Source organism: Methylocella sp., from assembly GCF_044226135.1.
In the GTDB taxonomy this organism is placed as follows: domain Bacteria; phylum Pseudomonadota; class Alphaproteobacteria; order Rhizobiales; family Beijerinckiaceae; genus Methylocapsa.
In genome coordinates, this window is sequence record NZ_JBGAHM010000040.1 from 1 (window position 1) to 25929 (window position 25929).

Below are 25929 nucleotides of genomic sequence, written 5' to 3' on the forward strand. Positions count from 1 at the left end.
GGCGGCGTCCTAGACATGGCGGCGCGCTCCGTCCTCGTCACCGGCGCCTCGAGCGGCATCGGCAGGGCGCTCGCGCTCGCCTACGCCGAGCCCGGCGCGCGGCTGACGCTGATCGGCCGCGACGCCGGACGGCTCGACGCCGTCGCCGACGCCGCGCGACGAAAGGGGGCCGAAGTCACGACCGGCCTGATCGACGTGCGCGACCGGGCGGCCATGGCGGAGTTCCTGCGCGCCGAGGACGCGCGCCGCCCCTTCGACCTCGCCGTCGCCAACGCCGGCATCACCACCGGCCTCAAGCCCGGCGAGATCGCCGAGGACCCCGAGGCGACGCGGGCGCTGATCGCGGCCAATCTCTTCGGCGTCCTCAACACGGCCGAGCCGCTGATCGGGCCGATGTGCGCGCGCGGCGCGGGCCAGCTCGCCTTCGTCGGCTCGATCGCGGGTCTGATCGCCCTGCCTTACTCGCCGGCCTATTGCCTGTCGAAGGCCGCGGTGCACGCCTGGGCCGATTCGCTGCGCGGCCGGCTCGAGCCCGCCGGCGTCTGCGTCAGCCTGATCGTCGCGGGCTTCGTCAAGACGCCGCTCAACGACAGCATCGAGGCGATGAAGCCTTTCGAACTTTCGGACACGGACGCCGCCGCCCTGATCCGGCGTGGCCTCGACCGGCGCAGGGCGACGATCGCCTTCCCCTGGCCGCTCTACGCGCTCGCCCGCTTCGGCCGCCTGCTGCCAAGGCGGATCGTCGACCGCGTCCTGGCGCGCGTCGAGGTCAATGCGCCGCATACGCGGGAGCGCGCGCCGTAAGCCTCGCACAAGCTTGCGCGCGGCCGAATAAGGCCCTTTTAAGGCTCTGGTAAGCCTAATATTTTCTCATTTTCTCAAGCTCAAGTTCTGCAACATTCTGTTGCAATTCTTGGCTTGTCCCAGAACCCCGTTTCGCGCCATCTCCATGCTAGACGACGACCCTGCGAGGGGCGACGGAGCGGCGAGGCGCGGCGCGCGGACCCTTCCGGCGGACCTCGGCGCGGCGGGACGATCTGGGCGGCAGGAGCATGTTTTGTCCTTCATCGAAATTCTGACGCTTTTGAGCGACGGCGTGCTGACGGCCTCGCTCATCGGCCTCGTCTTCGTCGCGGGCGGCTTCCTCGTCCTCATCGGCGTCAACATCTTCGAGCGCCTGCGCGGCCGCAAGCTTGGCCGGCCGCTGCGCCAGCTCATCCTGACCGAGGCCGACCTGCCGGCCGTGCTGGTGCAGATCCCGACCTTCAACGAGCCCGAGACCGTCGTCGGCGCGCTGCGCTGCGCCTCCGCGCTCGACTGGCCGCGCGACCGGCTGCACATCCAGCTCCTCGACGATTCCACGGATGACACCAGCGCCGTCGCGGCGGGCGTGATCGCCGAGCTGCGCGACCGCGGCTTCCATGTCCACCATCTGCGCCGCGCCAACCGCGCGGGCTACAAGGCCGGCGCGCTGGCGGTCGGCCTCGCCCAGTCGAGCGCGCCCTATGTCGCCGTGCTCGACGTCGACTTCCGCCCGCCGTCGAGCTGGCTGCGCAAGGTCATGCCGGCGCTGATCGCCGACCGCAACGCCGCCTTCATCCAGTCGCGCTGCGAATTCGCCAACGCCGGCTCCAACTGGCTGACGCGCGCGCAGGGCCTGATGCTCGACGCCCATTACGTCCTCGAACAGGCGACGCGCTACCGCGCCGGCTGGCTGTTCCAGTTCAACGGCACCGCCGGCGTGTGGCGGCGCGAGGCGATCGAGGCGGCCGGCGGCTGGTCCTCCGATTCGCTGTGCGAGGACCTCGACCTCACCGTGCGCGCCGAGATCGCCGGCTGGCGCGGCCTGTTCTCCATGGAGCCCGCCGTCCCCGGCCTCGTGCCTGACCAGGTCCGCCACTGGCGCGTGCAGCAGCGGCGCTGGTCGAACGGCTTCGTGCAGGTGGCGCGCAAGCTCATGAAGCAGGTCTGGTCCTCGGACTGGACGCTCGGGCGCAAGATCTCGGCCATGCCGCTCATTCTGGTGCAGGCCTTCTACCCCTGCGCGGCCGTCGCCACCGGCTCGCTCACCGCCAGCATCCTGCTGCGGCAGGGCGACGCCACGGCCTATGCGCCGGCGATCGGCGTCCTCGTGGCGCTGATCCTCATGGTCGCGGTCGGCATGACCCTGACGCCCTATCTCCTGCTGCGGCGCGGCTCCATCTCGCGCTATCTCGCGACGCTCGCCTCGCTGACGCCGCTGATGATCTTCGTCAGCCTGTCCAACGCGCCCTCGATCCTCAAGACCGTGTTCGGCGGCGAGGACACCTGGACGCGCACGCCGAAGTCGGCGGTCGCCCCCGTGAACGCCGCGCCCGCCGAGCGAATCGGCCGCGCCGCCTGACCGGCGCGCCACGCCGCCGCCGCCCGCCAAAGCCGCCTTCCGGGCGGCTTTTGGCCGTCGTCGGGCGGCGCGCCGGAAAAGCGCCGAAATCCTGCCGCTGATATCGCCGTCGAACAGGAAGCCGGAGCCGGGCCGCGATCGCGGCCCGCCGCTCCGGCCCGACACGCCAGGGCCGAAGGGCGGCGCAGCGCCGCCCAACAAGGAGCTGTCTCATGCCGCATCGCGTCCGCGATCGACGCGGATCGTCCCGTCGTCCGCTTCTCCCCGCGCTCCGTCCGCTCGCCGCGGCGGCGGCGCTGAGCCTCGCCGCCGCCGGCGGGGCGGGCGCGCAAGGCTGGCTCGACGGCTTCAAGAGCTTCGACTGGAAGGAGTTCTTCACCTATCACGGCGACAAGGAGAAAGAGGGCGGCTCCTCCCGCCAGTCGGGCGGCCGGCGCATCTTCTGCCCGGAGATCGTCGTGCTCGACGGCACCGCGGCGGCGCAGTTTTACGCCGGCCAGCCGCCGAGCAACCAGAACCTGCGCCACCAGTTCGCGATCACCGACGCCGTGCGCGAATGCGCCATGCAGGACGACAAGGTGGCCTTCAAGGTCGGCGTCGCCGGCAACGTCCTGCTCGGGCCCGCCGGCGCCCCGGGCAGCTTCTCAATTCCGATCCGCGTCGCCGTCGTCGACAATCGCGACAATGAGCCTGTCGTCAGCAAGCTCTACCACGCCACGGCGGTCATCCCGCAAAACGAGGCGCAGGCCCAGTTCTCGGTCGTCACCGAACCTTTGACCGTGCCGTTCTACCAGGACCACACCGAGGACGACTACACGATCAAGGTCGGCCTCGATCAGGGGCCCGAGAAGGCCGCCGGCAGGTCGAAATGACGGCTGGAGGAAAATGAAGGCCGCGCGGCGACGCGCCTGGCCCGGCCGGCGCGCCGGGGGTACGCCTTAAGTCTCAAAGCGCGCGACCGGCGTTGACAAGAGCGTGGCGCCGCACAATATCAGAAGCGTCAGTTCCTCCTCGCGGAAGAGTCCGGCGCTTCATGCGCCGGCGCCGAAGGCGCAACCGCCCCGGAATCGCTCAGGCCCCAGGACCGCCAGGAGGTGACGCTCTGGAAAGAGACGCTCCGTCAGGAGCGTCCGCCGAAGGAGGCAGCCTCGCCGTGTGGCGAGGGAACGCTCTCAGGCGCCACGGACAGAGGGGGCGAACGCGGTCCGCAAAGGCCGCATGTTTCGCTTTCGAGGGTTCCATGGACGCCGAGCTTGTCGCCGACACTGCGCAAAAGCCGCTTGCGCGCACGCCTCTTCACGATCTCCACCGCGCGCTCGGCGCGCGGCTCACGCCTTTCGCCGGCTATGAGATGCCGGTGCAATATCCCTCGGGCGTCATCGCCGAGCATCTTCACACGCGCGCCGCGGCGGGGCTGTTCGACGTTTCGCATATGGGGCAGGCGCTGCTCGAAGGCGCCCATGCGCTCGAGGATCTCGAAGGCCTCGTTCCCGGCGACCTCATCGACCTCGAGCCGGGCTTCATGCGCTACACCCAGCTTCTCGACGCCGAAGGCGGGATTCTCGACGATCTGATGGCGACGCGCCTGCCCGACGAAGCCGGCCGCCAGCGCGTCTATCTCGTCGTCAACGCCGGCGGCAAGGAGGCCGATTTCGCCCTGATCGACAAGGCGCTGCCCGCCTGCCGCCTGACGCGCCTCGACGACCTCGCCCTGCTCGCCCTGCAGGGGCCGGAGGCGGCCGCCGCTCTCGCCGCGCTTCTGCCCGGCGTCGAGCGCATGACCGCGCTTCCGGCCGCGGCGGCGGAAGATTTCGCCAAAGCCCTTCTCGCCGACCCGAGGGTCAAGCCCGCCGGGCTCGGCGCGCGCGACTCCCTGCGGCTCGAGGCCGGCTTCTGCCTCTGCGGCCATGACATCGACGCCTCGACCGATCCGGTGGAGGCCGGGCTGTCGTGGTCGATCGGCAAGCGCCGCCGGCTCGAGGGCGGCTTTCCGGGCTTTGCGCGCATCGCCCGGGCCATCGCGCACGGCCCGGCCCGCAAGCGCGTCGGCCTCCTCCTCGAAGGCAGGCAGCCGGCGCGCGAGGGCGCGGCGATCGAGACCGCGGACGGGCGCCCCGTCGGCGTCGTCACCTCGGGCGGCTATGCGCCGAGCCTCGGCCGGCCGGTCGCGATGGGCTATGTCGAGGCCGCCTCCGCCAAAGCGGGCGCGCCGCTGCGCCTGATCCTGCGCGGAAAGCCCGCCGAGGCGCGCGTCGTCGCCCTGCCTTTCGTTCCATACCGCTATGTCAGGGGAGCCTGATGCCCGATCTGCGTTTCACCAAAGACCATGAATATATCCGCCTCGGGCCCGACGGCGTCGCCGTCGTCGGCGTCACCGACTACGCCCAGTCGCAGCTCGGCGACGTCGTGTTCGTCGAACTGCCCAAGGTGGGCGCGAGCCTTGAGCAGGGGGCCGAGGCCGCCGTCGTCGAAAGCGTGAAGGCCGCGAGCGGCGTCAACGCGCCGGCTTCCGGCGAGGTGGTCGAGGTCAACGGCGAGCTCGAGGAAAAGCCCGCTCTCGTCAACGAGGACCCGGCCGGCGCCGGCTGGTTCCTGAAGCTCAGGGTCTCCGACCCGTCTCAGGTCGACGCGCTGATGGACGAGGCCGCTTATCTGGCCTTCGTCGCGACGCTCGACTGACGCAGCTTTTCTCCGCGCGACCACCAAAGATCAAACGATCGGAACTCCATGCGCTATCTGCCCCACACGCCCGAAGACCGCGCCGACATGCTGGCGCGCGTCGGCGTCGCCTCGATCGAGGCCCTGTTCGAACAGATCCCCGAAGACAAGCGGCTGGCGCGCCTGCTCGACCTGCCGACGCGGCGGGGCGAGATGGACGTCGAGCGGCTCCTGTCGGCCATGGCCGCGCGCAACGTGCCGGCGGGCTCGGTCCCGTTCTTCGTGGGGGCCGGCGCCTACAAGCACCATGTCCCGGCGAGCGTCGACCATCTGATCCAGCGCTCCGAGTTTCTCACGAGCTACACGCCCTATCAGCCCGAAATCTCGCAGGGCACGCTGCAGGCGGTGTTCGAGTTCCAGACCCAGGTCGCCGCCCTGACCGGCATGGAGATCGCCAACGCCTCCATGTATGACGGCTCGACCGCCACGGTCGAGGCGACGCTGATGGCGCATCGCGTCACGGGGCGGCGCAAGGCCGTGCTGTCGGGCGGGCTGCACCCCCATTACGCCGAGGCCGTGCGCACGGTTTCGACCATGACCGAGAACGAGGCGCTGAGCCTGCCGGCGGACGTGTTCGCGCTCGAGGATCTCGTCGGCGCGATCGACGGCGAGACCTCCTGCGTCGTCGTGCAGACGCCCGACGTGTTCGGCAATCTGCGCGATCTCGCGCCGGTCGCCGCCGCCTGCCATGAGAAAGGCGCGCTGCTCGTCGCCGTCGTGACGGAGGCGGTCTCGCTCGGCCTCGTCAAATCTCCGGGCGAAATGGGCGCCGACATCGTCGCGGGCGAGGGGCAGTCGCTCGGCAACGGGCTGAATTTCGGCGGGCCCTATGTCGGCCTGTTCGCGACGCGCGCGAAATATCTGCGCCAGACGCCGGGCCGGCTCTGCGGCCAGTCGGTCGACGCCGACGGGCGGCGCGCCTTCACGCTCACGCTTTCGACGCGCGAGCAGCACATCAAGCGCGAGAAGGCGACCTCCAGCATCTGCACCAATTCGGGCCTGTGCAGCCTCGCCTTCTCGATCCACATGACCCTGCTCGGCGAGGCGGGGCTGCGCCGGCTCGCCAGGATCAACCACGCCAACGCCGTCGACCTCTCGGGGCGTCTGTCGGACGTGTTCGGCGTCGAGGTTCTGAACAGGAGCTTCTTCAACGAATTCACGATCCGCGTGCCGGGCCCGGCCGCGGAAATCGTCGAGCATCTCGCCCAGAAGGGGATTCTCGCCGGCGTCCCGGCCTCGCGCCTGTGGCCCGACGCCGACCTCGACGACCTGCTCATCGTCGCCTCAAGCGAGGTCAACTCCGCCGAGGACCGCGCCGCCCTCGCCGCCGCCCTGAGGGAGATCGCCTGACATGAACAAGCCCGAACGTCCCATCACGGCGCAGGAGCTTTCGACGCGCGCGCTTTCGACGCGCGAGGTTTCGGCGGGCGGGCCCGCCGCCCCGCGCAGCTTCTCGTCGAACGCCGGCCTCGAACTCGAGGAAGGGCTGATCTTCGAGATCGGCCGGGCGACGACGACCGGCGTCGACCTCGACGAGCCCGCGCCCTTTTCGAGCCGGCTCGGCGGCCTTGAGCGCGCGGCGCCGATCGGCCTGCCGGGGCTCAGCGAACCCGAGGCCGTGCGCCATTACGTGCGCCTGTCGCAAAAAAACTACTCCATCGACGCCAATCTCTATCCGCTCGGCTCCTGCACCATGAAGCACAACCCGCGCCTCAACGAGGCGATGGCGCGGCTGCCGGGATTCGCCGACATCCATCCGCTGCAGCCGCAGTCGACCGTCGCGGGGGCGCTCGAGCTGATGCATGAGCTTTCCTTCTGGCTCATGGAGATGACCGGCATGCCCGCCGTCGCGCTGTCGCCGAAGGCCGGCGCGCATGGCGAGGCCTGCGGCATGATGGCGATCAAGGCCGCGATCGCCGCGCGCGGGGAGGGCGCGACGCGCCGCGTCGTGCTCGTGCCGGAATCTGCCCATGGCACCAATCCCGCGACCGCCGCGCTCGTCGGCTTCCGCACGAAGACCGTGCCCTGCGGGCCGGACGGGCGGGTCGATCTCGCCGCCCTCAAGACCCTGCTCGGGTCCGACGTCGCGGCGATCATGCTGACCAATCCGAACACCTGCGGCCTGTTCGAGCGCGACGTCGTGGCGATCGCCGAGGCGGTCCACGCCGCCGGGGCGTTTTTCTATTGCGACGGCGCGAACTTCAACGCGGTCGTCGGCAAGACGCGTCCGGGCGACCTTGGCGTCGACGCCATGCACATCAACCTGCACAAGACTTTTTCGACGCCGCATGGCGGCGGCGGGCCGGGGGCGGGGCCTGTCGCGCTGTCGCACAGGCTCGCGCCCTTCGCGCCGGTCCCCTTCGTGCGGCGCGAGGAAAACGGGCTGAGGCTCGTCGAACAGGTCGAGGAGAAGTCGCAGGCGTTCGGGCGCATGTGCGCCTTCCACGGCCAGATGGGCATGTTCGTGCGCGCGCTCGCCTATATGCTCTCGCATGGCGCGGACGGGCTGAGGCAGGCGTCTGAAGACGCGGTGCTCAACGCCAACTACATCCGCGCGAGCCTCGCCGACCTGATGTCGCAGCCCTTCGGCGACCAGCTCTGCATGCATGAGGCGCTGTTCGACGACGCCTGGCTGAAGCCTTCGGGCCTCTCGACGCTCGATTTCGCCAAGGCGATGATCGACGAGGGCTATCATCCGATGACGATCTATTTCCCGCTCGTCGCCCATGGCGCCATGCTGATCGAGCCGACGGAATCCGAGAGCAAGGCTTCGCTCGACCTTTTCATCGCGACGCTGCGCGATCTCGCCTTCCGCGCCCTCGCCGGCGAGACGGAGCGCTTCCTTGAGGCGCCGCGCCACGCGCCGCGCCGGCGCGTCGACGAGACGCGGGCCGCGCGCAATCCTGTCCTGAAATGGACGCCGCCCGCCGGCGACGCGACGGCGAAATAGACGTTTCGCCGCCGCCGGCGGCCGCGGCGAAACGTCTCAAGCCTTACAAACAATCGTCACGAACATGACGAAGCGGGATGGGCCTCCATCCCGCTTTTTGTTTGCGCGCGCCCCGCGGAAGCGGCCAAAACGTTTCGACGCGGCAAATTCACCCGACGTTCACGCGGATCGTGCCAGATTTTTGGAGCGAATCCCGCCCTGCGGCGCGCGCGCGATTGTGCGGCGTGCGGCGGCGCACCGCGAAATCGTGACGTCGCCGTCATTAAATACACGCTATTGGAGCTAGGGTCGCGTGCCGAACCAAAACGCATGCGTAGCGTTTTCGTTTGGCGCTGCGAAGGTTTGTTCGCGGTTGCAAAACATCCCAGGACCATCCATATACCATCCATATGGATGGAGACGAACATGGGCGCAGAAATCCACCGCCTTCGGGAGCGCATTTCCGACAGCGAAAAGATCACGATCAACCTCGGTTACGTGGACCTTGGCCAGATCGACCTGCTGGTGCGGGAAGGGTTTTACTCCAACCGGACGGACATGATCCGCACGGCCATCCGCACCCAGCTTCGTCACCACGCCGAGGATCTGAAGCAGACCATCGTGCGCGAGACCCTCGAAATCGGGCTTCGGCACTACAGCAGGGAGGATCTGGAGAAAGTGCAGGCCGACGGCGAGATGCTGAGCATCCGCGTGATCGGCCTTGCGATCATCGCCGAAGACGTTCCCGCCGCGCTCGCCTGCGAGACGATCAAGTCGATCACGGTGCTGGGCGCGCTTCAGGCGAACAAGGCGGTCAAGGCCGCTCTGGCCGACAGGCTGCGGTGATGCGCGGCTTCGGCAAGACGCTTCTGTCCGCCGCTTCGAAAGGGACTGATTTGATGAAGACCGTATTCGATGGGGCCATGCGCAAGGCTGTCGCGCTGACGGCGGGCCAGAATCCTGTTGAGGCCACGAAGACGATTCAGGACGCCCTCGCCGCGGCCGACCCTTTCCGGCCGAACCTCGCCGCCGACAGGACGCGGCCCGCAGGACTGTGGAAGGCGGCGGACCCGCTCGACGCGGCGGAGCCCAAAGCCGTGAAGCCCGAGACCGCGGCGCCCAAGGCCGCGCCGTCCTTCGCGGCGTCGCCCTTCGCCGCGTCGCCCTACGCCGGCCTCACCGTCGGCGACCTGCTCGACAGCCTGCGCGAGCGCTTTGCCTCGACCGACGAAAGCGTCGCGCTCGAGCGCGCGCCGCCGCCCGCCGCCGATCTCCCCGCCGGGAAGCCGGTCGAAGACGGCGCGCGTTTCGTCAACCGCTCCTTTTCCTGCGCCGCCGGAACGCGCCGCTACAAGCTGTTCGTTCCGAGCGCGGCCGCGCTCGGCCGGCCCATGCCGCTCGTCGTGATGCTGCATGGCTGCCGGCAGGACGCCGACGACTTCGCGCTCGGCACCGGCATGAACGCGCTCGCCGAAGCGAACGGCTTTCTCGTCGCCTATCCGCGCCAGTCGTCGAGTTCGAACCAGATGGGCTGCTGGAACTGGTTCAACCTCAAGGACCAGGTGCGCGAATCGGGCGAACCGGCGATCATCGCCGGCATCACGCGGGAGATCATGGAGGCGTTCCCGGTCGATTCGGAGCGCGTGTTTGCGGCCGGGCTCTCGGCGGGCGGGGCGATGGCGGCGATCCTCAGCGTCAACTATCCCGATCTGTTCAAGGCGGTCGGCATCCATTCCGGCCTTCCCTGCGGCGCGGCGACGGACATCGCCTCGGCCTTTCTGTCGATGAAGCACGGCGCGACGCTGCAGGGCGCGACGCCGCGCGAGGTCAATGTGCGCACCATCGTCTTTCAGGGCGGCGCCGACCGCACTGTCCACCCCTCCAACGCCGATCTGATCGTCGCCTTCGCCAGCGCGGGACTGGACGACGCCGAGGAGACGCGCCAGACCGGACGCACGCCGGCGGGCGTTTCCTATGAGCGCACCGTCATCGGCAAGCGCGGCGGCGCGCCGCAGGTTGAATATTGGGCGATTCCCGGGCTCGGCCACGCCTGGTCGGGCGGCTATCCCGAGGGCTCCTTCACGGATCAGCAGGGTCCTGACGCCTCGCTCGAGATGCTGCGCTTCTTCATGCAGTCATAAATCTTCGAGCGTTCACAATAGTCTTTGTGCGGTCACAATGAGCGGAGCCGTCGCGCGCCCGGCGCGGCGGCCGCTTTGTGTTTCGCCGCGCCTTCAGCTTTTCTGGCGTGAAAACCGCGCCGCCAGGGCGCTGGCCGCCTCCCACACATCGGCCCACGCCACGTCGAAGCCGTCGTCGCCGCCGAAATAGGGATCGGCGACGCTTTCGCCCTCCCGTCCAGGCGCGGCGTCGAGCAGCAGCGAGAGGCGCGCGCTCGCGTCCGCCGGCGCGATCGACCGCAGCCGCGCCAGATTTTCAGCGTCGAGCGCGAAAATATGCGTGAAGCGGCGGAAATCCTCCGCCTTCACCTGCCGCGCGCGACAGCCCGAAATGTCGAGCCCGTGCTTGCGCGCCACGGCCTGCGCGCGCCGGTCCGGCGGCTCGCCGACATGCCAGTCTCCCGTCCCCGCCGAATCGATCCTGGCCGTGAGCCCGGCCGCCTCCGCCGCGCGCCGGAACGCCGCTTCGGCGAGCGGCGAGCGGCAGATGTTGCCGAGGCACACGAAAAGAGCCGCGGGCGCGGCGCCTGCTTCTTCGGCGGCGTGGGACGGCGGCGGCTTGGCGTCGGTCATGGGCGGGGCGGTTCCGGGGGCGGCGATCGACTTCGCCGCCAAGCCTAGGCGATTGTCCCGCGCCGCGACAGGCGGCGAAGCGCCGCCAGTTCGGGACAAGGTTGCCGCGGACATACTGCAAAAGTTCAAGTTGAGGGATTTGGCGTTCCGCCAGACGGAGCGGGCCTGCGACGCGGGTCTCGACGAACGCGGGCCACGACGGATGGAGGACGCCTCGACCCCCCAGCGTGTAATGAAAAAAGGACTGACAGACTTATGGAGTGGAATGAAATTCAAAGGATAAAATTGAAGTAAGCGCACGGAGAAGATCGAGAAATGGACTATGAATACGCCGGGAATCCAGCGGCTTGAGTAGAATTAAACGGTTTAATTTAGATGCGCCTCATGCTTGGAGCGCTAATTTCCAGGAACACACGGCCGCCGGAAGTCGAACGGCGGGCCGACGCCGCGGCGCCTGTCTTGAAAAAGCGCGGCCGGCGGAGCGTCATGGCATCGAGGGATGAGGCTTCTTATGGCGAATGCTCTAAAGAGCGCGGCGGCGCCGGCGCGGATCGAAACTTCGGCGCGCGTGCGCACGGGCTACCTCGAAGCGCTGAATCTGGTCGAGCGGCTGCATCGTCGCCTGCTCGACGTCATCAAGGATGAATTCGACCGCCGCGGCCGCAGCGACGTCAACGCCGTGCAGGCGCTGCTGCTTTTCAATATCGGCGACAAGGAGCTGACGGCGGGCGAATTGCGCACGCGCGGCTATTACCTCGGCTCCAACGTCTCCTATAACGTCAAGAAGCTGGTCGAGACCGGCTATCTCCATCACGCCCGCTCGCGCGTCGACCGCCGCGCCGTGCGCATCAGCCTCACCGAAAAGGGCCGCGACGTGCACAATGTCGTGAGCGCGCTCTATGACAAGCATGTGCTGACGGTCGAACAGATCGGCGGCGTGAGCTGCGAAGAGTTCGGCCGCCTGAACGTCGCGCTGGCGCGGCTTGAGCGCTTCTGGACCGACCAGATTCGGTACAGGCTGTAAAACGCCTCCCGAAACGCGCCTTTCGCGGGGCGCGGCGGCTGCGGACAGGCGGCGTCGGCGCATGGACCGCCCGTCAGGCGCGCCGACGCGCAAGCCCGCGGCTCGCCTGTCGTTGCGGAGCGCCGCCGTTCGTCCCGGCCTTGGTCGCCCGAACGTCTCCGATCGGCCGCTTCCGCCGACGGCCGCCGGTTTGGCCGCCGCGTTGCGGCGCCCGCGTCGCAGCCTCGCCGAAAAGCGGCGGCGCGGCGCCCGGCGCCCTATTTGCGCCTTCTTAACCCTCAGGATGGATAGATATCTCCCGAGGCGTTGCGGGCGTCTTTTCACGGCTCTTTGTTTCGTCAGCGCCGCCTTGATGACATAGCGAAGGCTTCGGTCGACCGGAACTCTCGGCGTCGGAGCGGTTCATCCGCCGACCTGAACGCGGCTTTGAAAAACGCGTCATTGACATTGGAACGGTCTCCGCCGTCCGCCCCGCCAAAAGGCCCGGCGCGGCGCGGGCCTCCGTCCGGCGCCTTCGGGGCGTGGGCGCGAGGGGCCCGGCGGAATGGCCCGAGCAAAAAAGGAAGACAAGGTGCGACGCCAGAGGAGCAGCTCTGATATGGCGAAAGTTTTTGACAGGGCGCGGCGCGCCCCGGCCCTCGCCGCCGTGTCCGGCCTTGGCCTCGCGGCCGCCTTCGCCGCCGCGCTCCCGGCCCAGGCCGCAGGCTTCGGCGACCAGGCCGAATGGGCGCAGCGCTACGACGCCGCGCCGCAGCTCGCCGTCTCCCGCTCGAACACGCCGGTCCTCTCGCAGCCGACGCTCTACGCCACCGAGCAGGCGATCGAAACCTATCGCAAGATTGTCGCCAGCGGCGGCTGGAACACCGTGCCGGCCGGCGCGACGCTGCGAATCGGCTCGAACGGCCCGGCCGTCGTCGCGCTGCGCAAGCGCCTCGCGGCGTCGGGCGACCTCATCGACGCGGCGGTCAACGCCTCGCCCGTGTTCGATTCCTTCGTCGAAGCCGGCGTCAAGCGCTTCCAGGCCCGCCACGGCCTGCTCGAGACGGGCGTCGTCAACAAGGAGACGCTCGCCGCGCTCAATACCTCGGCCGACTTCCGCCTGCACCAGCTCGAGATCAATCTCGTGCGCCTGCGCTCCTATTCGGGCAATCTCGGCGAGCGCTTCGTCATGGCCAACATCCCGGCCATGGCCATCGAAACCGTCGAGAACGGGACGGTCGCCACCCATCACGCGGCCGGCGTCGGCAAGATCGACCGCCAGTCGCCGGTCATGATGACCAAGGCGACCGACATCAACTTCAATCCCTACTGGACCGTGCCTGCGTCGATCATCCGCAAGGATCTGATCCCGAAGATGCAGAAGAACCCGAATTATCTGACCGAGCACAAGATCCGCATCTTCGACAAGGAGAGCCGCGAGATCTCGCCCTCGCAGATCAACTGGAATTCGATGGAGGCGACGAACTATCGCTACCGGCAGGATCCGGGCGGGGACGTCAATTCGCTCGGCGTGGTGCGCATCAATATCGCCAACCCCTATGGCGTCTACATGCACGACACGCCCGAGAAGGGCGTGTTCGGCGACGATTTCCGCTTCGTCTCCTCGGGCTGCATCCGCATCCAGAACGTGCGCGACTATGTCGCCTGGCTGCTCAAGGACACGCCCGGCTGGACACGGCCGCAGATCGACGAGGCGATCCGGTCGGGCCAGCGCATCGACGCGAAGCTTGCGAGCCCGGTGCCGGTCTATTGGGTCTATGTCACGGCCTGGGCGACGCCGGACGGCGTGATCCAGTTCCGCGACGACATCTATCAGCGCGACGGCCTTCCGCAGGCGGCCGACGCTTCGGGCGCGCCGCTGCAGGAGGCGATCCAGCCCGGCCCGCAGCGCACCGCCGCAGCCGGCGGCGGCAATGCGCGCGGCCTCGCCCCGGTCGCCGACGAAGAATAGCGGCGGTCAGAAAATCCTGTAAAAACAAAGCCGCCGGACATGTCCGGCGGCTTTGTTGCATTTGCAAGGGGCTGGAGCGCGGCGGGATCAGCGTGTCGCCGTCCCGCCCTGCGCCAGGGCCCCGTCTCCCGTCACTGCACGGAGAATTCGATGCGGCGGTCGGTGCGGTTCGCGCCCGTGGCGCTCGAAGCCGCGCTGCCATAGCCCTTGGCGGTCACGGCTTCGGGGGCCACGCCGGCGTCGGTCAGAACCTTGCGGACGGCGTCGGCGCGCTGCTGCGACAGCACGAGGTTGCGGGCCGGGTCGCCCGTCTGGTCGGTGTAGCCGCCGATATGGACGACCGTGCCGGCGGGAAGCTTCTTGATGAGCTCGGCGGCGCGCAGAAGAATGACCTCGCCCTGGTCCTCGACGACGGCGCTGCCGGTCGCAAAATTCAGCACGACCTTGTTGAGCGCCGCGACGATCGTGTCGCCGCTGAGGTTCTGCTCGAGCGTCACGACGTCGAAGGTCGCGGTTTCTTCGGGCTTCAGCGTCGCCACCGTGACCGAGCCGCCGAACAGCGCCTTCAGCTTCGCGACGATTGCGTCGACGTCGGCGGCGGGCAGGGCGCCGCCGACGGCGACCTTGGCCCCGTCGAACACGGCCTGGAGATTGGGCGCCTTCAGCAGCGCGATCGCGTCGGAGATTTTGCCGAGCCACGGCGCCTCGCCGACATGAGGGTCGACGTTGAGCCCGTCGACGACCCGGCCGCCGAATGTGGCCTTCAGCGCGTCGAGGATCGAGGCGCGGGACGCCTCGCTCGGCACGACGCCGGTGGCGACGGCGCCGGCGGCGTCATGCAGCACGGCGATATGGGCGTGTTCGCCCTGGACCGCGGGCGCGGCGGTCGGCGCAGGCGCCGCGGCCGTCGTCGCAGGGGCGGCGGGAGCGGGAGTCGCGGCCGGCGCGGCGGCTTCGGGCGCCGGCGCGGGCTTCCCGTAGTCGGCGGTGAAGAAATGATAGGCGATGCCGGCCGCGAGAAGCGCGGCGAGCGCGGGGAAGATGATGCGGTTGGCGCCGCCGGTGTCGTGCCCGCGTCCGGTGCGGACGGCGGCGGCGGGCGGGGCGCGGTCATGCGCGCGCGCGGCCGCCGGGGCGATGGTCGGGGCGGGGGCCGCGGCGGCGGCGGCCGGCGCCCCGAGGAAGGCCGCGAGGCCGGCCGGAACGGAGGTCGGAATGACGCCGCCCGCCGTCAGCAGGCCGACGAGCTTCGGCGTCAGATAGGCGAGGGCGGCGGTCGCGACGCCGGGGTCGATCCCGACCTTTTCGGCGAGCGCGGCGATCGTCTGGAGACCGAAGGCCTGCGACGCGCCCGGGGGCGAATGCGGCGGATTGTTCGAATTGCCGATCCAGGAGCGCGCGAGATCGCCGAGCCCGTTGGAGGACAGCGTGTCGAGAAAGGACGTGAGTCCGCCCGCCTGTCCGAAGATCAGACGCACGACCTCCTTGAGCAGGCCGCCCGCCGCGGGCCCGATGCCCAGGCTTGCGCCGACTTCCGATGCGAGATCCTCGATGGCCGCCATGTGATAGCTCCCTGTTCGATGTTCTGCGGCGCGCTCGCCGTCGTTCGGGCGCAAAACGCCCGCGGTCCGGTCTGCGGCCGGCCTGCGGCGGATGATGCGGCGCGAAGCAAAGCCCCAAGCTTGACGCTTGTCAATTTGCGCCGGCGGCGTGTCCTGCGTCTTTCGACAGAGCCCGCCGAATCGGCCTGCGCGCCGCGCGGGGCAAAAATTCTTTTGCCCTTCGCAAATAATTCCACGGCGGCGTCTGCTTCCTTCGTCGTAGGGGCCATGATATTGCGGTCCGCACGGCCCGTTTCGCACGGGCGTCGTGGCGCCCCCTTGCGCCGTCGCGCCCTTTCGTTCCATCACGAGCCTTGAAGCAGGGCTCGACGCCGAACCGTTTCTTGACCGTTTCTTGGAGGAGATCGCAGATGAGCCAGGCCAGCGCCGAAAAGAGCGCACTTTCCAATTCGTTTTTCGCTGCGCATCTCAAGGAGGCCGATCCCGAAATCGCCAACGCCGTCGAGCTGGAGCTCGGCCGCCAGCGGCATGAGGTCGAGCTGATCGCCTCCGAGAACATCGTCTCGCGCGCGGTGCTCGACGCGCAGGGCTCGATCCTCACCAACAAATACGCCGAAGGCTATCCGGGCCGGCGCTACTACGGCGGCTGCCAGTATGTCGACATCGCCGAGACGCTGGCGATCGAGCGCGTCACCCGCCTGTTCGACTGCAAGTTCGCCAACGTCCAGCCGAACTCCGGCAGCCAGGCCAACCAGGCCGTGTTCCTCGCGCTGCTGCAGCCGGGCGACGCCTTCATGGGCCTCGACCTCGCCGCCGGCGGCCATCTCACCCATGGCTCGCCGGTCAATCTGTCGGGCCGCTGGTTCAAGCCGATTCCCTATGGCGTGCGCCGCGACGACCACCGCATCGACATGGAGCAGGTGGAGAAGCTCGCGCAGGAGCACAAGCCGAAGATGATCATCGCCGGCGGCTCGGGCTATCCGCGCCACTGGGATTTCGAGGGCTTCCGCAGGATCGCCGATTCGATCGGCGCCTATTTCTTCGTGGACATGGCCCATTTCGCGGGCCTCGTCGCCGGCGGCGTGCATCCCTCGCCGTTCCCGCACGCCCATGTCGTCACCTCGACCACGCACAAGACCCTGCGCGGCCCGCGCGGCGGCCTGATCCTGACCAATGACGCGGACCTCGCCAAGAAGATCAATTCGGCGGTGTTCCCCGGCCTGCAGGGCGGCCCGCTGATGCATGTCATCGCCGGCAAGGCGGTGGCCTTCGGCGAGGCGCTGCAGCCCGAGTTCAAGGTCTACGCCCGTCAGGTCGTCGAGAACGCGCGCGCGCTCGCCGAGACGCTCAAGGGCGCGGGCTTCGACCTCGCGTCGGGCGGCACGGACAACCATCTGATGCTGGTCGACCTGCGGCCGAAGTCCCTCACCGGCAAGGCGGCGGAGGCGGCCCTCGGGCGCGCCAACATCACCTGCAACAAGAACGGCGTGCCCTTCGACACGGCGAGCCCGATGGTCACCTCCGGCATCCGCCTCGGCGCGCCGGCGGCCACCTCGCGCGGCTTCGGCGTCGCCGAGTTCAAGAAGGTCGGCGAGCTGATCGCCGAGACGCTCGACGGCCTGTCCGCCAATGGCGATCAGGGCAACGGCGAGGTCGAGGCCAAGGTCAAGAAGTCCGTTCTCGAATTGACCGGGCGCTTCCCGATCTACTAAGAACGGCCCATGCGATGTCCTTACTGCGGCGGACTGGAAACACAGGTTAAGGACTCGCGCCCGACCGACGACGCCGCCGCGATCCGGCGGCGTCGCGTCTGCCCGGATTGCGGCGGCCGGTTCACCACCTTCGAGCGCGTGCAATTGCGCGAGCTCATGGTGGTCAAGAAATCCGGCCGGCGTGTCCCCTTCGAACGGGACAAGCTGACGCGCTCCCTCGAAATCGCCCTGCGCAAGCGCCCCGTCGACGCCGAGCGCGTCGAGCGCATGGTCAATGGCGTCGTGCGCCAGCTCGAAAGCCAGGGCGAGGCCGAAATCCACAGCGCCCAGATCGGCGAGCTGGTCATGGAGGGGCTGCGCGGCCTCGACAGCGTGGCCTATGTCCGTTTCGCCTCCGTCTATCGCAATTTCCGCGAGGCGCGCGATTTTCACGCCCTGATCGACGAGCTTGGCGCTCAGGAGGGCGAAAGCGGGGGCGCGGAAGACGCGTCCGCGGCCGCGCCTGAGCCCCCGAAAACCCCGACGAGACCGTGACCGGCCTGCCCATGGCGCTGGATGACGAAGATTCGCGCTTCATGGACGCGGCGATCGCGCTCGCGCGCCGCGGCCTCGGGACCTGCGCGCCCAATCCGGCGGTCGGCGCGCTGATCGTCCGGGACGGCGTGATCCTCGCCCGCGGCTGGACCCAGCCCGGCGGGCGGCCGCACGCCGAAACCGAGGCGCTGCGCGCGCTTGAGGCCGCCGGGCGCCGCGACGACGCGCAGGACGCGACGCTCCAGAACGCCACGCTGTATGTCACGCTCGAACCCTGCAGCCATCATGGCCGGACGCCTCCCTGCGCCGAAGCGGTGGCCAAGGCCGGCTTCGGCCGCGTCGTTTCGGCGCTCGAAGATCCGGACCCGCGCGTCGCCGGGCGCGGCCACGCCATGCTGCGCGCCGCCGGAATCGAGGTGAGGGCCGGCGTGCGGCGCGAGGCGGCGCTCGCCGCCAATCTCGGCCATGTGCTGCGGGTGACGCGGCGGCGTCCGTTCGTCTGCGTCAAGCTCGCGTTGACGGCGGACGGCTTTTCGGCCTCGGCGCCCGGCGCGCCGCGCCTGATGGCCACGGGCGAGGCCGCCGCCCGCGCCGTCCATATGTGGCGCGCGCAGCATGACGCGATCCTGATCGGCGCTGGCACGGCGCGGACCGACGATCCGCTGCTGACCGTGCGCCTGCCGGGCCTTTCCGGGCGCCGGCCGCTGCGCGTCGTGCTCGATCCGCGCGTCACGCTCTCGCCGGCCTCTCAGCTCGCCCTCGGCGCCCGGACGGCGCCGACCCTTCTCATCGCCGCGGCCGGCGAGCCCGACGCGCAGGGCCGCGCCGCGCGCGACGTCCTGCGCGGCCTTGGCGTCGACATCGCCGAGGCGCCCTCCGACACGCGCGGCGGGCTCGATCTTTTGGCCGCACTTGAGCTGCTTGCGGCGCGCGGCGTGACGCGCCTGTTCTGCGAGGCGGGGCCAAGGCTCGCCGAGGCGTTTCTCGCGGCCGGCCTCGCCGACGAGGTTCTGCTGCTGCGCGGACCGCGGCGCTTCGGCGGCCCCGGAATTCAGGGCCTCGCGCCCGAACGGATCAAGGCGCTTCACGACGCGTCGCGCTATGAGAGGGTCGAGACGCGCCTGATCGGCGACGACGCCCTGACGCGGCTCCACAGGATCGACTGACCATGTTCACAGGAATCGTCACCGACGTCGGACGCATCGCGTCGCTCGAGCCGCGCGGCGGGCTGACGCGCGCGCGCGTCCTGTGCGCCTATGACGCCGCCACGATCGCGCTTGGCGCGTCGATCGCCTGCGACGGCGTCTGCCTGACCGTCGTCGCCTCGGGCCGCGAGGACGCCGGAAGCTGGTTCGAGGTCGACGTCGGGGCCGAGACGCTCGCCCGCACGACCGCCGACGCGTGGCGCGAGGGCCAGAGCCTTAATCTTGAGCGCGCGCTCAAGATCGGCGACGAGCTTGGCGGCCATATCGTGACCGGCCATGTCGATGGTCTCGCGACGATCGAGAGCCTTGAAGATTTCGACGGGATGAAGCGCTTCCGCCTGCGCGCGCCCCATGCGCTCGCGCGGTTCGTCGCCGAAAAGGGCTCGGTCGCGCTCGACGGCACGTCGCTGACGGTCAATGGCGTCGAAGACGACGTTTTTTCGATCCTGCTCATCCCGCACACCATCGCGGCGACGGTCTGGAGAGAGCGGCGCGTCGGCGACAGGGTCAACCTCGAGGTCGATCTGATGGCGCGTTACGCCGCGCGGCTCGCCGAGGCGGCCGCCTGACGTCCGGACGGCGAACGACGCGCCTGACGCTTCAGACGCCCGCGGCTTCAGGAACGGGGCCGGCGCGGCGGCGTCGAGGCGATCAGCTTTCGAGCGCGGCCGAAACCAGCGCCTTGCAGCGCAGCAGGCGGGCGTATTCGTCGGCGTCGACCATGATCTTGTGGCCGGGCGCCGGCCGTTTTGTCTCGCAGGCCGCCTTGGCCGCGCGGAGCGCCGTCTCGAGTCTCGCCGCCCGGGCGCGCGCCCGTTCAAGCGGCATCTCCGCGCCGGCGGCGAGGCGGCGCGGCCTTTCCGCGGGCGGAGGCTGCGGCGGTTCGGAGGGCGCGAAACGCGCGCTCGTCACGCGTTCTTTCTTGCCGAAATCATATTCTATGATCATGGCGGCTCCGGTCCTTGAGGAAACGGCGCGCCGGCGCAGGGGTCACGCCCGCGCCGGAGGGTGAAGATGACGCCGAGCGCCTTGAAGCGCAAGACGTTTTTGTCGCTGCGGCGCCGTTGCGGAATTGGCCGGGGCTGGATTTTCGGTGTGCGCCGCATCGTCGAGGCATGACGTCGAGGCCATGACGCCGAGGCCTGACGTCGAAGCCATGACGGCGCCCGCGCAGGGTGCGGCGCGGGTCGGGGGACGGCGCGGCCGGTCACGCGGCCCGGACGGTCAGGCGGGGTCGGCCGGGTCCGGCGCGAGCGCCGTCGTCAGCAGCGCCGCGGCCTCCATCTCGCGCCAGCGCCGCGCGCGGGCCGCGAGCGCCTCATCGTCCTCGCCCCAGAGGCGCATCTCGTAATCCTCGTCGACATGGGCCGCGGCCCAGGCCTCCTGCGGGCTCAGCGCGCCGCGCGCCACGGCGAAGGCGAGGAGCGCCGAGCCGGTGAGGCTCGTCATCACATGGAGCGCGGCGAGCGCGAAGGCGCCGCCCGCCTGGGCGCGGCCGGCGGCGCGGGCGGCCTCGAGCAGGGCGCGCCGCGCCGGCTCCGGCTGCTCGACGAAGGTGACGCCCTCGGCGCATAAAAGCCGCGCGCCAAGCTGCTCGCGGGCAAAGACCAGCACCGGGTCCCAGAGCGCGGATTCGGCGCGGACCAGCGCGTCAGGCCCCGGCGCGCGATAGCAGACGAGGTCGGAGGCGCCATAGCGGGCGACCTCGGCCGCCGTCGCCTCCATCTCGCGGGCGACGCCGTCGATCGCCGAATTGACGATGCGGGTCAGCGGCATGGCCGCGGGGTCGATCAGGTCGCGCTGCGCGTCCCATTCCCGCGCCACGGCCTCGGCCGCCGCGCGCGTCGGCAGGACAAGTTTGTTGCGCGCCGGCGTGCGCGCCGGGCGTCCGTCGAGCAGCAGGGCGAAGCCGTCTTCGACGGGCGCCGCCGTCGCCGCCTGATAGAAGCGCTTCGGCAGGCTTTTCGCGAGGTCGCGCCGCGCAAGGGCGACAGGATCGATCTCGGCGGGCGGCGCGGCGAAATCGGCGCGATGGTCCGGCGTGGCCTTCTCGGGCGGGTCTTTCGGGCTCATGCGCCGATGAGATGCAGCAATTCGTCGAAATCCGCAACGACCGCCTCGGCGCCCGCCGCGAGCAGCGCGTCTTTCGTATGAAAGCCCCAGCCGACGCCGAGCGCGCGCGCGCCGGCCGCCTTCGCCATCAGCATGTCATAGGTCGAATCGCCGATCATCACGGTCTCATGCGGCGCGGCGCCGGTCTCGGCCATGGCTGCGAGCGTCATGTCGGGGGCGGGCTTTGAAGGGTGGCCGTCGGCGGTCTGGACCGTGGCGAACAGCGGCTCCCAGCCGGTCTGCGCGAAGAGATGCGTGACGCCGCGGCGCGCCATGCCGGTCGCGACGCCGAGCGTCGCGCCCTGCGCCTTGAGCCGCCGGAGCGCCGCGTCAGCGCCCGCGAACACGCGCGGCGCGTAGGCGGCTTCGTCGCGCATGGCGACGGCGGCCGCGCGATAGGCGGCGCAGAGCTCGGGCGTCGGGCCGTCGGGGCCGGCGAGCGCGACGAAGGCCTCGGGCAAAGAGAGGCCGACGATCGAGAGGCCGGCCTCGGGCGAGGGCGCCGGGAGGCCGAGCGCGGCGAAGGCGCGCCGCTGCGCCTCGAGGATGGCGAGGCGGCTGTCGGCGAGCGTGCCGTCGAGGTCGAAGACGGCGAGCGTCATGGCGCGCCGCCGCGGCCCGGCGCGCGCCGCGGGCGAAGTTTCGCTAAGGGATCGCTAAAAAAAATTGCCCCGCGCGCGGGGGGCGCGGCCGATGACACGGCGCGCGCGGCCGTGCGATCCTGCGGGCCTTGCGAGATCATCGCGCCGCCGCATGGAAGCCTATGAGCAAACAGGAAAAATCCCTCTTCATGACGGTCCTGATGACGCCCGACATGGCCAATTTCTCGGGCCATGTCCATGGCGGCGCCATCCTCAAGCTGCTCGATCAGGTCGCTTACGCCTGCGCGGCGCGTTACTGCAAGACCTATGTGGTGACGGTCTCGCTCGATCAGGTGATCTTCCGCGAGCCGATCAAGGTCGGCGAGCTCGTCGCCTTCAGCTCCAACGTCAATTACGTCGGCACGACCTCGCTCGAAGTCGGCGTCAAGGTGGTGGCCGAGAACATCACCACCAACACCAAGCGCCATGTGATCTCCTGCTATTTCACCATGGTCTCGCTCGGGGCGGACGGAAAGCCCGCGCGCGCGCCCGAGCTTCAGCTCGACAGCGAGACGGAGCGGCGGCTGTTCGAGGCCGGCAAGATGCGCAAAGAGATGCGCCAGGAGATCGCCGCGCGCAACAAGGCGCTGCACGTCGGCATGCCCGACCGCTGAGGCCCAGGCGGCCGGCCCGGCGCTCAGCTTGCGGCGGCGCGCGCCTCGCGCATCTGCGCCTCGCCGCCGCCGCCCTGGAGCGCCTCGTCGCCAGGCGCGGCTTCAGGCGGGGGCAGCGCGCCGGCCGAGGCGAGCCGCGCCACGGCCGCGCCGATCTCGCGCACGCTCTCGCGCAGGAGCGCGGTCTCCTCGCGCCCTGCGGCCTCATGCGCCGCGAGCCGCGCCTCCGCGTCGAGAAGGCTCCGGCGCAGCGCCATCGCCTCCGCCCGGTCGCGTTCTTCGAGGCCTTCGGCGGCATGCAGCGCGCTGAGCGCCGCCGCGCATTCAGCCTGTTTTTCGTGCAGCGCGCGGCGCAGGCGGACCAACAGATCGTCTTTGGCGGCGCCCTCGTCGGCAAGCTGCGCGAGGGAGTCGCGCAGAGCCGCCATGTCGATGGTCCTGCGTCCGATCTCGATGCGGTCGGCGGCGCGCTCGGCGCGAAGCTGCGCCGCCTTCTGCTCGAGCGCGCGGCGCTCGACGGCGAATTCGGCGCGCAGCAGATCGCGGCCGGCGACGATCTCGCGCATGGAGAGGGGCGCGGCCAGTTCGAGCCGACGCGTCACGAGGCGGACCGCGCGCGCCCAGAAGGCGGGCGCGATCGCCAGCGCGATCAGCCCGGCGGCCGCGAAGCCGAGCGCGAAAGCCATCGCCTGTTCGATCACGCCGTCCCGCCTTTGCGTCCGAGAGCGTTTAGGGAAAACAAACCTCGCTCCCGAATGCAACGCGAAAAAGGCCGAGCGGCGAAGCCGGCGCCGCCTTTCGACGCTCCGGCGCTCAAGCAAGCGGCGACGCCTCGCGAAGCTGCTCAGCTTTTCGGCGTCAGGACGCCGTCGAGCACATGCAGCACGCCGTTTTTCTGCGGCGCGTCAGAGACGATGATCGCCGCCGCCTCGCCGCGTCCGTCAATCAGTTCGAGGCGCACGCCGGCGTTGCGGACCCTGAGTTCGTCTCCGGAGAGCGTTCTGAGCTTCGCCTCGCCGCCGCCGGCGCGGACCGCGGCGAGAAGGGCCGCCGCTGGATAGCGGCCGGCGACGATGTGATAGGACGCGATCCTGCGCGCGCGCTCCGGCGTCTCGGGGTCGAAGGCGGCCGGGCCGAGCAGGCTCGCCGTGTCTTTCGGCGCTTCGAGGAACGCGCGGTCGAGCGGCGCGAACACCGTATAGGGGCCCGGTCCGGCCAGGGCGTCGGCGAGACCGCCGGTCCCGGCGAGCGCCGCGAATTTGGACAGGTCCTTGGCTTCGGCGAGATTTTCGGCGAGCGTGCGCGACCCGACCATGGCGGCGCCGCCCGCCTCGACCGAGAGCTCGAATTTTTCGGGAGGCGCGGACGCTTCGGACGCAGGCGGCGCGGAGGTTTGGGGCGCGGGCGCCTGTGGCGCGGGCGTCTGTGGCGCGGGCGTCTGTGGCGCGGCCGCAGGCCCGGCGGCCGGCGAAACGGCGGGCGGGGCCTCCTTGGGCGAAGCCGGCGCCTCCTGCGCCGCCGTCTGGCGCGGCGCGGCGCAGAAACAGAACGCCGCCGCCAGCGCGACGGTCAGGGCGAGCGCCGCGGCGCGGGCGTTTTCTCCCATCGCGTCAGCGCGCCGCGACGACGCGAGGGGCCGGCGCGCCGTCGCCGGCCGCGACCTTCGACTTCACGCCCGACGCCGCGACGGCGAAGGCGACGATGAGCAGCACGGCCGCAAGGCGCGTCGCCTGGGAGGGCGAGACGCCGGCTCCGCCGCCGGCGCGCGGGCGCGAGGACAAGGACATGAAAGACTCCGTTCGACGGGAATGGCGGCGCGAGCATGCGTCGGGGAAGTTTACATCCGATTAACCATGAATGGTCGATCCGGCGGCGCGCCCGCGTGGGCCGCCAGAGATTCGCGCCCATGCCCTGAAGCCCAAGCCCTTGAATAGGCGGTGAGGCCGCAGCCGGCGCGCCCGTATTAAGGCTTATGGGCTATGCCGTGGCGGCGTCCCCGGGCCTATGGGCTGGAGCGGGCTTGCGTTAAACCCGGCGCGGACGGCCGCGGCGCGGTTGCGGCGGCGCCGCGCTGGGCTAGGATAGGCCCGGGGCCGTAGGGCGGCACGCGAAATGCTAGCGCTTCGGCTGGATCGGCCGGGCCGCGCGCGCGTTTCGGGCGGGTCCGCGCCCGCGTCGTTCGTCTTCGGCGCGGATCAGACTTACTGGGAGCTCGACATTGGCGGACGGCGGCTATTTCGACGAAATGACCGTGATCGGAGGCGAAGTGCGCCCGGTCTACGGCAGAATCGCGCGCTGGCTCGAGGAGACGCCGATCGAGCATCTTTCCTCGCGCCGCGCCCAGGCCGAACTGCTCTTTCGCCGCATGGGCATCACCTTCGCCGTCTATGGCGAGAAGGACGCCGGCGAGCGGCTCATTCCCTTCGACATCATTCCCCGCATCATGCTGCGCTCCGAATGGACGCGTCTCGAAACGGGCTTGCTGCAGCGCGTCAAGGCGCTGAACGCCTTCTTGCAGGACGTCTATGGCGCGCAGGAGATCCTGAAAGCCGGCAAGGTGCCGAAGGACCTCGTGCTCGGCAACCCCGAGTTCCGCAAGGAGATGGTCGGCAAGAAGGTTCCGCACGACATTTACGTGCAGATCGCCGGCATTGACGTGGTGCGCACCGGCGAGGAGGACTTCTACGTCCTCGAAGACAATGTGCGGACCCCGTCGGGCGTCTCCTACATGCTGGAGAACCGCGAGGTGATGATGCGGCTGATGCCCGACCTGTTCGCGGAGCATCGCGTCGCCCCGGTCGAGAACTATCCCGACGTGCTGCTCGCGGCGCTGCGCTCGGTCGCGCCCGACAGCGCCGGCTCGCAGCCCACCGTGGCGCTGCTGACGCCGGGGCGGTTCAATTCAGCCTATTACGAGCACTCCTTCCTCGCCGACAAGCTCGGCGTCGAGCTGGTCGAGGGCCGCGACCTGTTCGTCGAAGCCGACAAGCTCTACATGCGCACGACGCAGGGGCCGAAGCAGATCGACGTGCTCTATCGCCGCATCGACGACAATTTCCTCGATCCCGAGGTGTTCAACCCCGATTCGGTGCTCGGCGTGCCGGGCCTGATGCGCGCCTATCACGCGGGCTCGGTGACGCTGGCCAACGCCGTCGGCACCGGCGTCGCCGACGACAAGGCGATCTACACCTACATGCCGGAGATCGTCGAATTCTACCTCGGCGAGACGGCGATCCTGAAGAACGTGCCGACCTGGCGCTGCCGCGAGCCGGACGCGCTGCGCCATGTGCTCGATCATCTGCCCGAGCTGGTCGTCAAGGAGGTCAACGGCTCCGGCGGCTACGGCATGCTGGTCGGCCCGCGCGCGACCAAGGCGCAGATCGAGGCCTTCGCCGTCAAGCTCGCCAAGGACCCGAACAATTTCATCGCCCAGCCGACGCTGGCGCTGTCGACGACGCCGACCTTCTTCGACACCGGCGTCGCGCCGCGCCACGTCGACCTGCGCCCCTTCGTGCTGACCGGCACCAACGGCGTCAGGGTCGTGCCGGGCGGCCTCACCCGCGTCGCGCTGATCGAAAATTCGCTCGTCGTCAATTCGAGCCAGGGCGGCGGCACCAAGGACACCTGGATCGTCGACGACGCCCTGTTCGAGCCCGGCCGCACGTTCCAGGTCCAGTCGCAATCGCAGGGGTTTGGGGCGCAGAGCCAGAGCCAGAGCCCGTCCTGAACGCGTCCCCCGCGGCCCGGCCGGCCGCGCCCCCGCCCTGACGCCGCCGGCCCGCGCCGGCGGC

General features: G+C 69.8%; 25 protein-coding genes and 1 riboswitch. Of the genes, 17 read left to right on the forward strand and 8 right to left on the reverse strand.

The genetic code is table 11. The annotated features are described in order from the left end of the window. The 9 genes from ACILRB_RS13835 to ACILRB_RS13875 all read left to right on the forward strand — a co-directional run. On the forward strand, positions 1-804 hold an 804-nt coding region (locus tag ACILRB_RS13835), incomplete at its 5' end, for an SDR family NAD(P)-dependent oxidoreductase (protein ID WP_395666879.1). A gap of 253 nt (positions 805-1057) precedes the next feature. Continuing rightward, entirely contained in the window at positions 1058-2383 is a 1326-nt protein-coding gene (locus ACILRB_RS13840) for a glycosyltransferase family 2 protein (protein ID WP_395666880.1), read from the forward strand. Between the two features lie 212 nt (positions 2384-2595). After that, entirely contained in the window at positions 2596-3255 is a 660-nt protein-coding gene (locus tag ACILRB_RS13845; RefSeq protein WP_395666881.1) for a hypothetical protein, read from the forward strand. A 132-nt stretch (positions 3256-3387) separates the two neighbouring features. Then, a riboswitch (glycine riboswitch) is annotated at positions 3388-3480 on the forward strand. A 143-nt stretch (positions 3481-3623) separates the two neighbouring features. After that, complete coding sequence (locus ACILRB_RS13850; RefSeq protein ID WP_395666882.1) at positions 3624-4682, forward strand: glycine cleavage T C-terminal barrel domain-containing protein; 1059 nt, start codon at positions 3624-3626, stop codon at positions 4680-4682. Then, entirely contained in the window at positions 4682-5062 is a 381-nt protein-coding gene (gcvH, locus tag ACILRB_RS13855) for a glycine cleavage system protein GcvH (protein WP_395666883.1), read from the forward strand. Before ACILRB_RS13850 ends, gcvH begins: the two co-directional genes overlap by 1 nt. A 48-nt stretch (positions 5063-5110) precedes the next feature. Beyond that, the gene (gene gcvPA, locus ACILRB_RS13860) at positions 5111-6451 is read left to right on the forward strand and encodes an aminomethyl-transferring glycine dehydrogenase subunit GcvPA (RefSeq protein ID WP_395666884.1); all 1341 of its coding nucleotides are present in this window, start codon (positions 5111-5113) and stop codon (positions 6449-6451) included. A 1-nt stretch (position 6452) separates the two neighbouring features. Then, the gene (gcvPB, locus tag ACILRB_RS13865; protein WP_395666885.1) at positions 6453-8051 is read left to right on the forward strand and encodes an aminomethyl-transferring glycine dehydrogenase subunit GcvPB; all 1599 of its coding nucleotides are present in this window, start codon (positions 6453-6455) and stop codon (positions 8049-8051) included. A gap of 405 nt (positions 8052-8456) precedes the next feature. Then, positions 8457-8876, forward strand: a complete 420-nt coding sequence (locus ACILRB_RS13870; RefSeq protein ID WP_395666886.1) for a CopG family transcriptional regulator — start codon at positions 8457-8459, stop codon at positions 8874-8876. Between the two features lie 53 nt (positions 8877-8929). Next, positions 8930-10171: an alpha/beta hydrolase family esterase gene (locus ACILRB_RS13875; protein ID WP_395666887.1), complete on the forward strand. Its 1242-nt coding sequence runs from the start codon at positions 8930-8932 to the stop codon at positions 10169-10171. Between the two features lie 93 nt (positions 10172-10264). Here the strand turns inward: ACILRB_RS13875 and ACILRB_RS13880 are convergent, their stop codons facing one another. Next, positions 10265-10783, reverse strand: a complete 519-nt coding sequence (locus tag ACILRB_RS13880) for a low molecular weight protein-tyrosine-phosphatase (RefSeq protein ID WP_395666888.1) — start codon at positions 10781-10783, stop codon at positions 10265-10267. A 511-nt stretch (positions 10784-11294) separates the two neighbouring features. On the opposite strand from ACILRB_RS13880, the gene ldtR reads away from it, so the two are divergent. After that, positions 11295-11807: a transcriptional regulator LdtR gene (ldtR, locus tag ACILRB_RS13885; RefSeq protein ID WP_395666889.1), complete on the forward strand. Its 513-nt coding sequence runs from the start codon at positions 11295-11297 to the stop codon at positions 11805-11807. Between the two features lie 598 nt (positions 11808-12405). Next, positions 12406-13758 carry a murein L,D-transpeptidase gene (locus ACILRB_RS13890; protein WP_395666890.1) on the forward strand — a complete coding sequence of 451 codons (1353 nt, stop codon included), beginning with the start codon at positions 12406-12408 and terminating at the stop codon, positions 13756-13758. 131 nt (positions 13759-13889) lie between these two features. Here the strand turns inward: ACILRB_RS13890 and ACILRB_RS13895 are convergent, their stop codons facing one another. After that, positions 13890-15320, reverse strand: coding sequence for an OmpA family protein (locus tag ACILRB_RS13895; RefSeq protein ID WP_395666891.1), 1431 nt, complete (start codon positions 15318-15320; stop codon positions 13890-13892). Between the two features lie 410 nt (positions 15321-15730). Here ACILRB_RS13895 and glyA point away from each other — a divergent pair, with 410 nt between their 5' ends. From glyA to ACILRB_RS13915, 4 genes are read left to right on the forward strand one after another with little or no spacing between them, the layout of a single operon-like run. After that, a complete protein-coding gene (gene glyA / locus ACILRB_RS13900) occupies positions 15731-17032 on the forward strand; it encodes a serine hydroxymethyltransferase (protein ID WP_395666892.1) in 1302 nt (433 codons plus the stop codon). A gap of 9 nt (positions 17033-17041) precedes the next feature. Further along, entirely contained in the window at positions 17042-17566 is a 525-nt protein-coding gene (gene nrdR / locus ACILRB_RS13905; protein WP_395666893.1) for a transcriptional regulator NrdR, read from the forward strand. A gap of 11 nt (positions 17567-17577) precedes the next feature. Then, positions 17578-18732 carry a bifunctional diaminohydroxyphosphoribosylaminopyrimidine deaminase/5-amino-6-(5-phosphoribosylamino)uracil reductase RibD gene (gene ribD / locus ACILRB_RS13910; protein WP_395666902.1) on the forward strand — a complete coding sequence of 385 codons (1155 nt, stop codon included), beginning with the start codon at positions 17578-17580 and terminating at the stop codon, positions 18730-18732. A 2-nt stretch (positions 18733-18734) separates the two neighbouring features. Then, on the forward strand, positions 18735-19340 hold the full coding sequence (locus tag ACILRB_RS13915) for a riboflavin synthase (RefSeq protein ID WP_395666894.1): 606 nt from the start codon (positions 18735-18737) through the stop codon (positions 19338-19340). A gap of 82 nt (positions 19341-19422) precedes the next feature. Here ACILRB_RS13915 and ACILRB_RS13920 read toward each other — a convergent pair whose 3' ends face one another. The 3 genes from ACILRB_RS13920 to ACILRB_RS13930 all read right to left on the reverse strand — a co-directional run bounded on the left by ACILRB_RS13920 (position 19423) and on the right by ACILRB_RS13930 (position 21485). Beyond that, the gene (locus ACILRB_RS13920; RefSeq protein ID WP_395666895.1) at positions 19423-19719 is read right to left on the reverse strand and encodes a hypothetical protein; all 297 of its coding nucleotides are present in this window, start codon (positions 19717-19719) and stop codon (positions 19423-19425) included. Between the two features lie 276 nt (positions 19720-19995). Further along, a complete protein-coding gene (locus ACILRB_RS13925) occupies positions 19996-20844 on the reverse strand; it encodes an ATP12 family chaperone protein (RefSeq protein WP_395666896.1) in 849 nt (282 codons plus the stop codon). Next, the gene (locus tag ACILRB_RS13930; RefSeq protein WP_395666897.1) at positions 20841-21485 is read right to left on the reverse strand and encodes an HAD-IA family hydrolase; all 645 of its coding nucleotides are present in this window, start codon (positions 21483-21485) and stop codon (positions 20841-20843) included. Before ACILRB_RS13930 ends, ACILRB_RS13925 begins: the two co-directional genes overlap by 4 nt. A gap of 161 nt (positions 21486-21646) precedes the next feature. Between ACILRB_RS13930 and ACILRB_RS13935 the strand changes: the two genes are divergently transcribed. Further along, positions 21647-22138 (forward strand): acyl-CoA thioesterase, encoded by a 492-nt coding sequence (locus ACILRB_RS13935; RefSeq protein ID WP_395666898.1) that lies wholly within the window; start codon positions 21647-21649, stop codon positions 22136-22138. A 23-nt stretch (positions 22139-22161) separates the two neighbouring features. Here the strand turns inward: ACILRB_RS13935 and ACILRB_RS13940 are convergent, their stop codons facing one another. From ACILRB_RS13940 to ACILRB_RS13950, 3 genes are all read right to left on the reverse strand, one after another. Beyond that, on the reverse strand, positions 22162-22839 hold the full coding sequence (locus ACILRB_RS13940) for a hypothetical protein (protein ID WP_395666899.1): 678 nt from the start codon (positions 22837-22839) through the stop codon (positions 22162-22164). Between the two features lie 143 nt (positions 22840-22982). Beyond that, positions 22983-23744 carry a fasciclin domain-containing protein gene (locus ACILRB_RS13945; RefSeq protein ID WP_395666900.1) on the reverse strand — a complete coding sequence of 254 codons (762 nt, stop codon included), beginning with the start codon at positions 23742-23744 and terminating at the stop codon, positions 22983-22985. 4 nt (positions 23745-23748) lie between these two features. Continuing rightward, the gene (locus tag ACILRB_RS13950; RefSeq protein WP_395666901.1) at positions 23749-23925 is read right to left on the reverse strand and encodes a hypothetical protein; all 177 of its coding nucleotides are present in this window, start codon (positions 23923-23925) and stop codon (positions 23749-23751) included. Positions 23926-24383: 458 nt separating this feature from the next. Here ACILRB_RS13950 and ACILRB_RS13955 point away from each other — a divergent pair, with 458 nt between their 5' ends. Beyond that, positions 24384-25865, forward strand: a complete 1482-nt coding sequence (locus tag ACILRB_RS13955) for a circularly permuted type 2 ATP-grasp protein (RefSeq protein WP_395666903.1) — start codon at positions 24384-24386, stop codon at positions 25863-25865. The last annotated feature ends 64 nt before the right edge of the window (positions 25866-25929 follow it).

What these genes read in the sequence shown, in the direction of transcription:
- ACILRB_RS13845 (WP_395666881.1), top strand. Translation starts at nt 2,596, where the DNA reads ATGCCGCATCGCGTCCGCGATCGACGCGGATCGTCCCGTCGTCCGCTT.
- ACILRB_RS13850 (WP_395666882.1), top strand. Translation starts at nt 3,624, where the DNA reads ATGGACGCCGAGCTTGTCGCCGACACTGCGCAAAAGCCGCTTGCGCGC.
- gcvH (WP_395666883.1), top strand. Translation starts at nt 4,682, where the DNA reads ATGCCCGATCTGCGTTTCACCAAAGACCATGAATATATCCGCCTCGGG.
- gcvPA (WP_395666884.1), top strand. Translation starts at nt 5,111, where the DNA reads ATGCGCTATCTGCCCCACACGCCCGAAGACCGCGCCGACATGCTGGCG.
- gcvPB (WP_395666885.1), top strand. Translation starts at nt 6,453, where the DNA reads ATGAACAAGCCCGAACGTCCCATCACGGCGCAGGAGCTTTCGACGCGC.
- ACILRB_RS13870 (WP_395666886.1), top strand. Translation starts at nt 8,457, where the DNA reads ATGGGCGCAGAAATCCACCGCCTTCGGGAGCGCATTTCCGACAGCGAA.
- ACILRB_RS13875 (WP_395666887.1), top strand. Translation starts at nt 8,930, where the DNA reads ATGAAGACCGTATTCGATGGGGCCATGCGCAAGGCTGTCGCGCTGACG.
- ACILRB_RS13880 (WP_395666888.1), bottom strand. Translation starts at nt 10,783, where the DNA reads ATGACCGACGCCAAGCCGCCGCCGTCCCACGCCGCCGAAGAAGCAGGC.
- ldtR (WP_395666889.1), top strand. Translation starts at nt 11,295, where the DNA reads ATGGCGAATGCTCTAAAGAGCGCGGCGGCGCCGGCGCGGATCGAAACT.
- ACILRB_RS13890 (WP_395666890.1), top strand. Translation starts at nt 12,406, where the DNA reads ATGGCGAAAGTTTTTGACAGGGCGCGGCGCGCCCCGGCCCTCGCCGCC.
- ACILRB_RS13895 (WP_395666891.1), bottom strand. Translation starts at nt 15,320, where the DNA reads ATGGCGGCCATCGAGGATCTCGCATCGGAAGTCGGCGCAAGCCTGGGC.
- glyA (WP_395666892.1), top strand. Translation starts at nt 15,731, where the DNA reads ATGAGCCAGGCCAGCGCCGAAAAGAGCGCACTTTCCAATTCGTTTTTC.
- nrdR (WP_395666893.1), top strand. Translation starts at nt 17,042, where the DNA reads ATGCGATGTCCTTACTGCGGCGGACTGGAAACACAGGTTAAGGACTCG.
- ribD (WP_395666902.1), top strand. Translation starts at nt 17,578, where the DNA reads ATGGCGCTGGATGACGAAGATTCGCGCTTCATGGACGCGGCGATCGCG.
- ACILRB_RS13915 (WP_395666894.1), top strand. Translation starts at nt 18,735, where the DNA reads ATGTTCACAGGAATCGTCACCGACGTCGGACGCATCGCGTCGCTCGAG.
- ACILRB_RS13920 (WP_395666895.1), bottom strand. Translation starts at nt 19,719, where the DNA reads ATGATCATAGAATATGATTTCGGCAAGAAAGAACGCGTGACGAGCGCG.
- ACILRB_RS13925 (WP_395666896.1), bottom strand. Translation starts at nt 20,844, where the DNA reads ATGAGCCCGAAAGACCCGCCCGAGAAGGCCACGCCGGACCATCGCGCC.
- ACILRB_RS13930 (WP_395666897.1), bottom strand. Translation starts at nt 21,485, where the DNA reads ATGACGCTCGCCGTCTTCGACCTCGACGGCACGCTCGCCGACAGCCGC.
- ACILRB_RS13935 (WP_395666898.1), top strand. Translation starts at nt 21,647, where the DNA reads ATGAGCAAACAGGAAAAATCCCTCTTCATGACGGTCCTGATGACGCCC.
- ACILRB_RS13945 (WP_395666900.1), bottom strand. Translation starts at nt 23,744, where the DNA reads ATGGGAGAAAACGCCCGCGCCGCGGCGCTCGCCCTGACCGTCGCGCTG.
- ACILRB_RS13950 (WP_395666901.1), bottom strand. Translation starts at nt 23,925, where the DNA reads ATGTCCTTGTCCTCGCGCCCGCGCGCCGGCGGCGGAGCCGGCGTCTCG.
- ACILRB_RS13955 (WP_395666903.1), top strand. Translation starts at nt 24,384, where the DNA reads ATGACCGTGATCGGAGGCGAAGTGCGCCCGGTCTACGGCAGAATCGCG.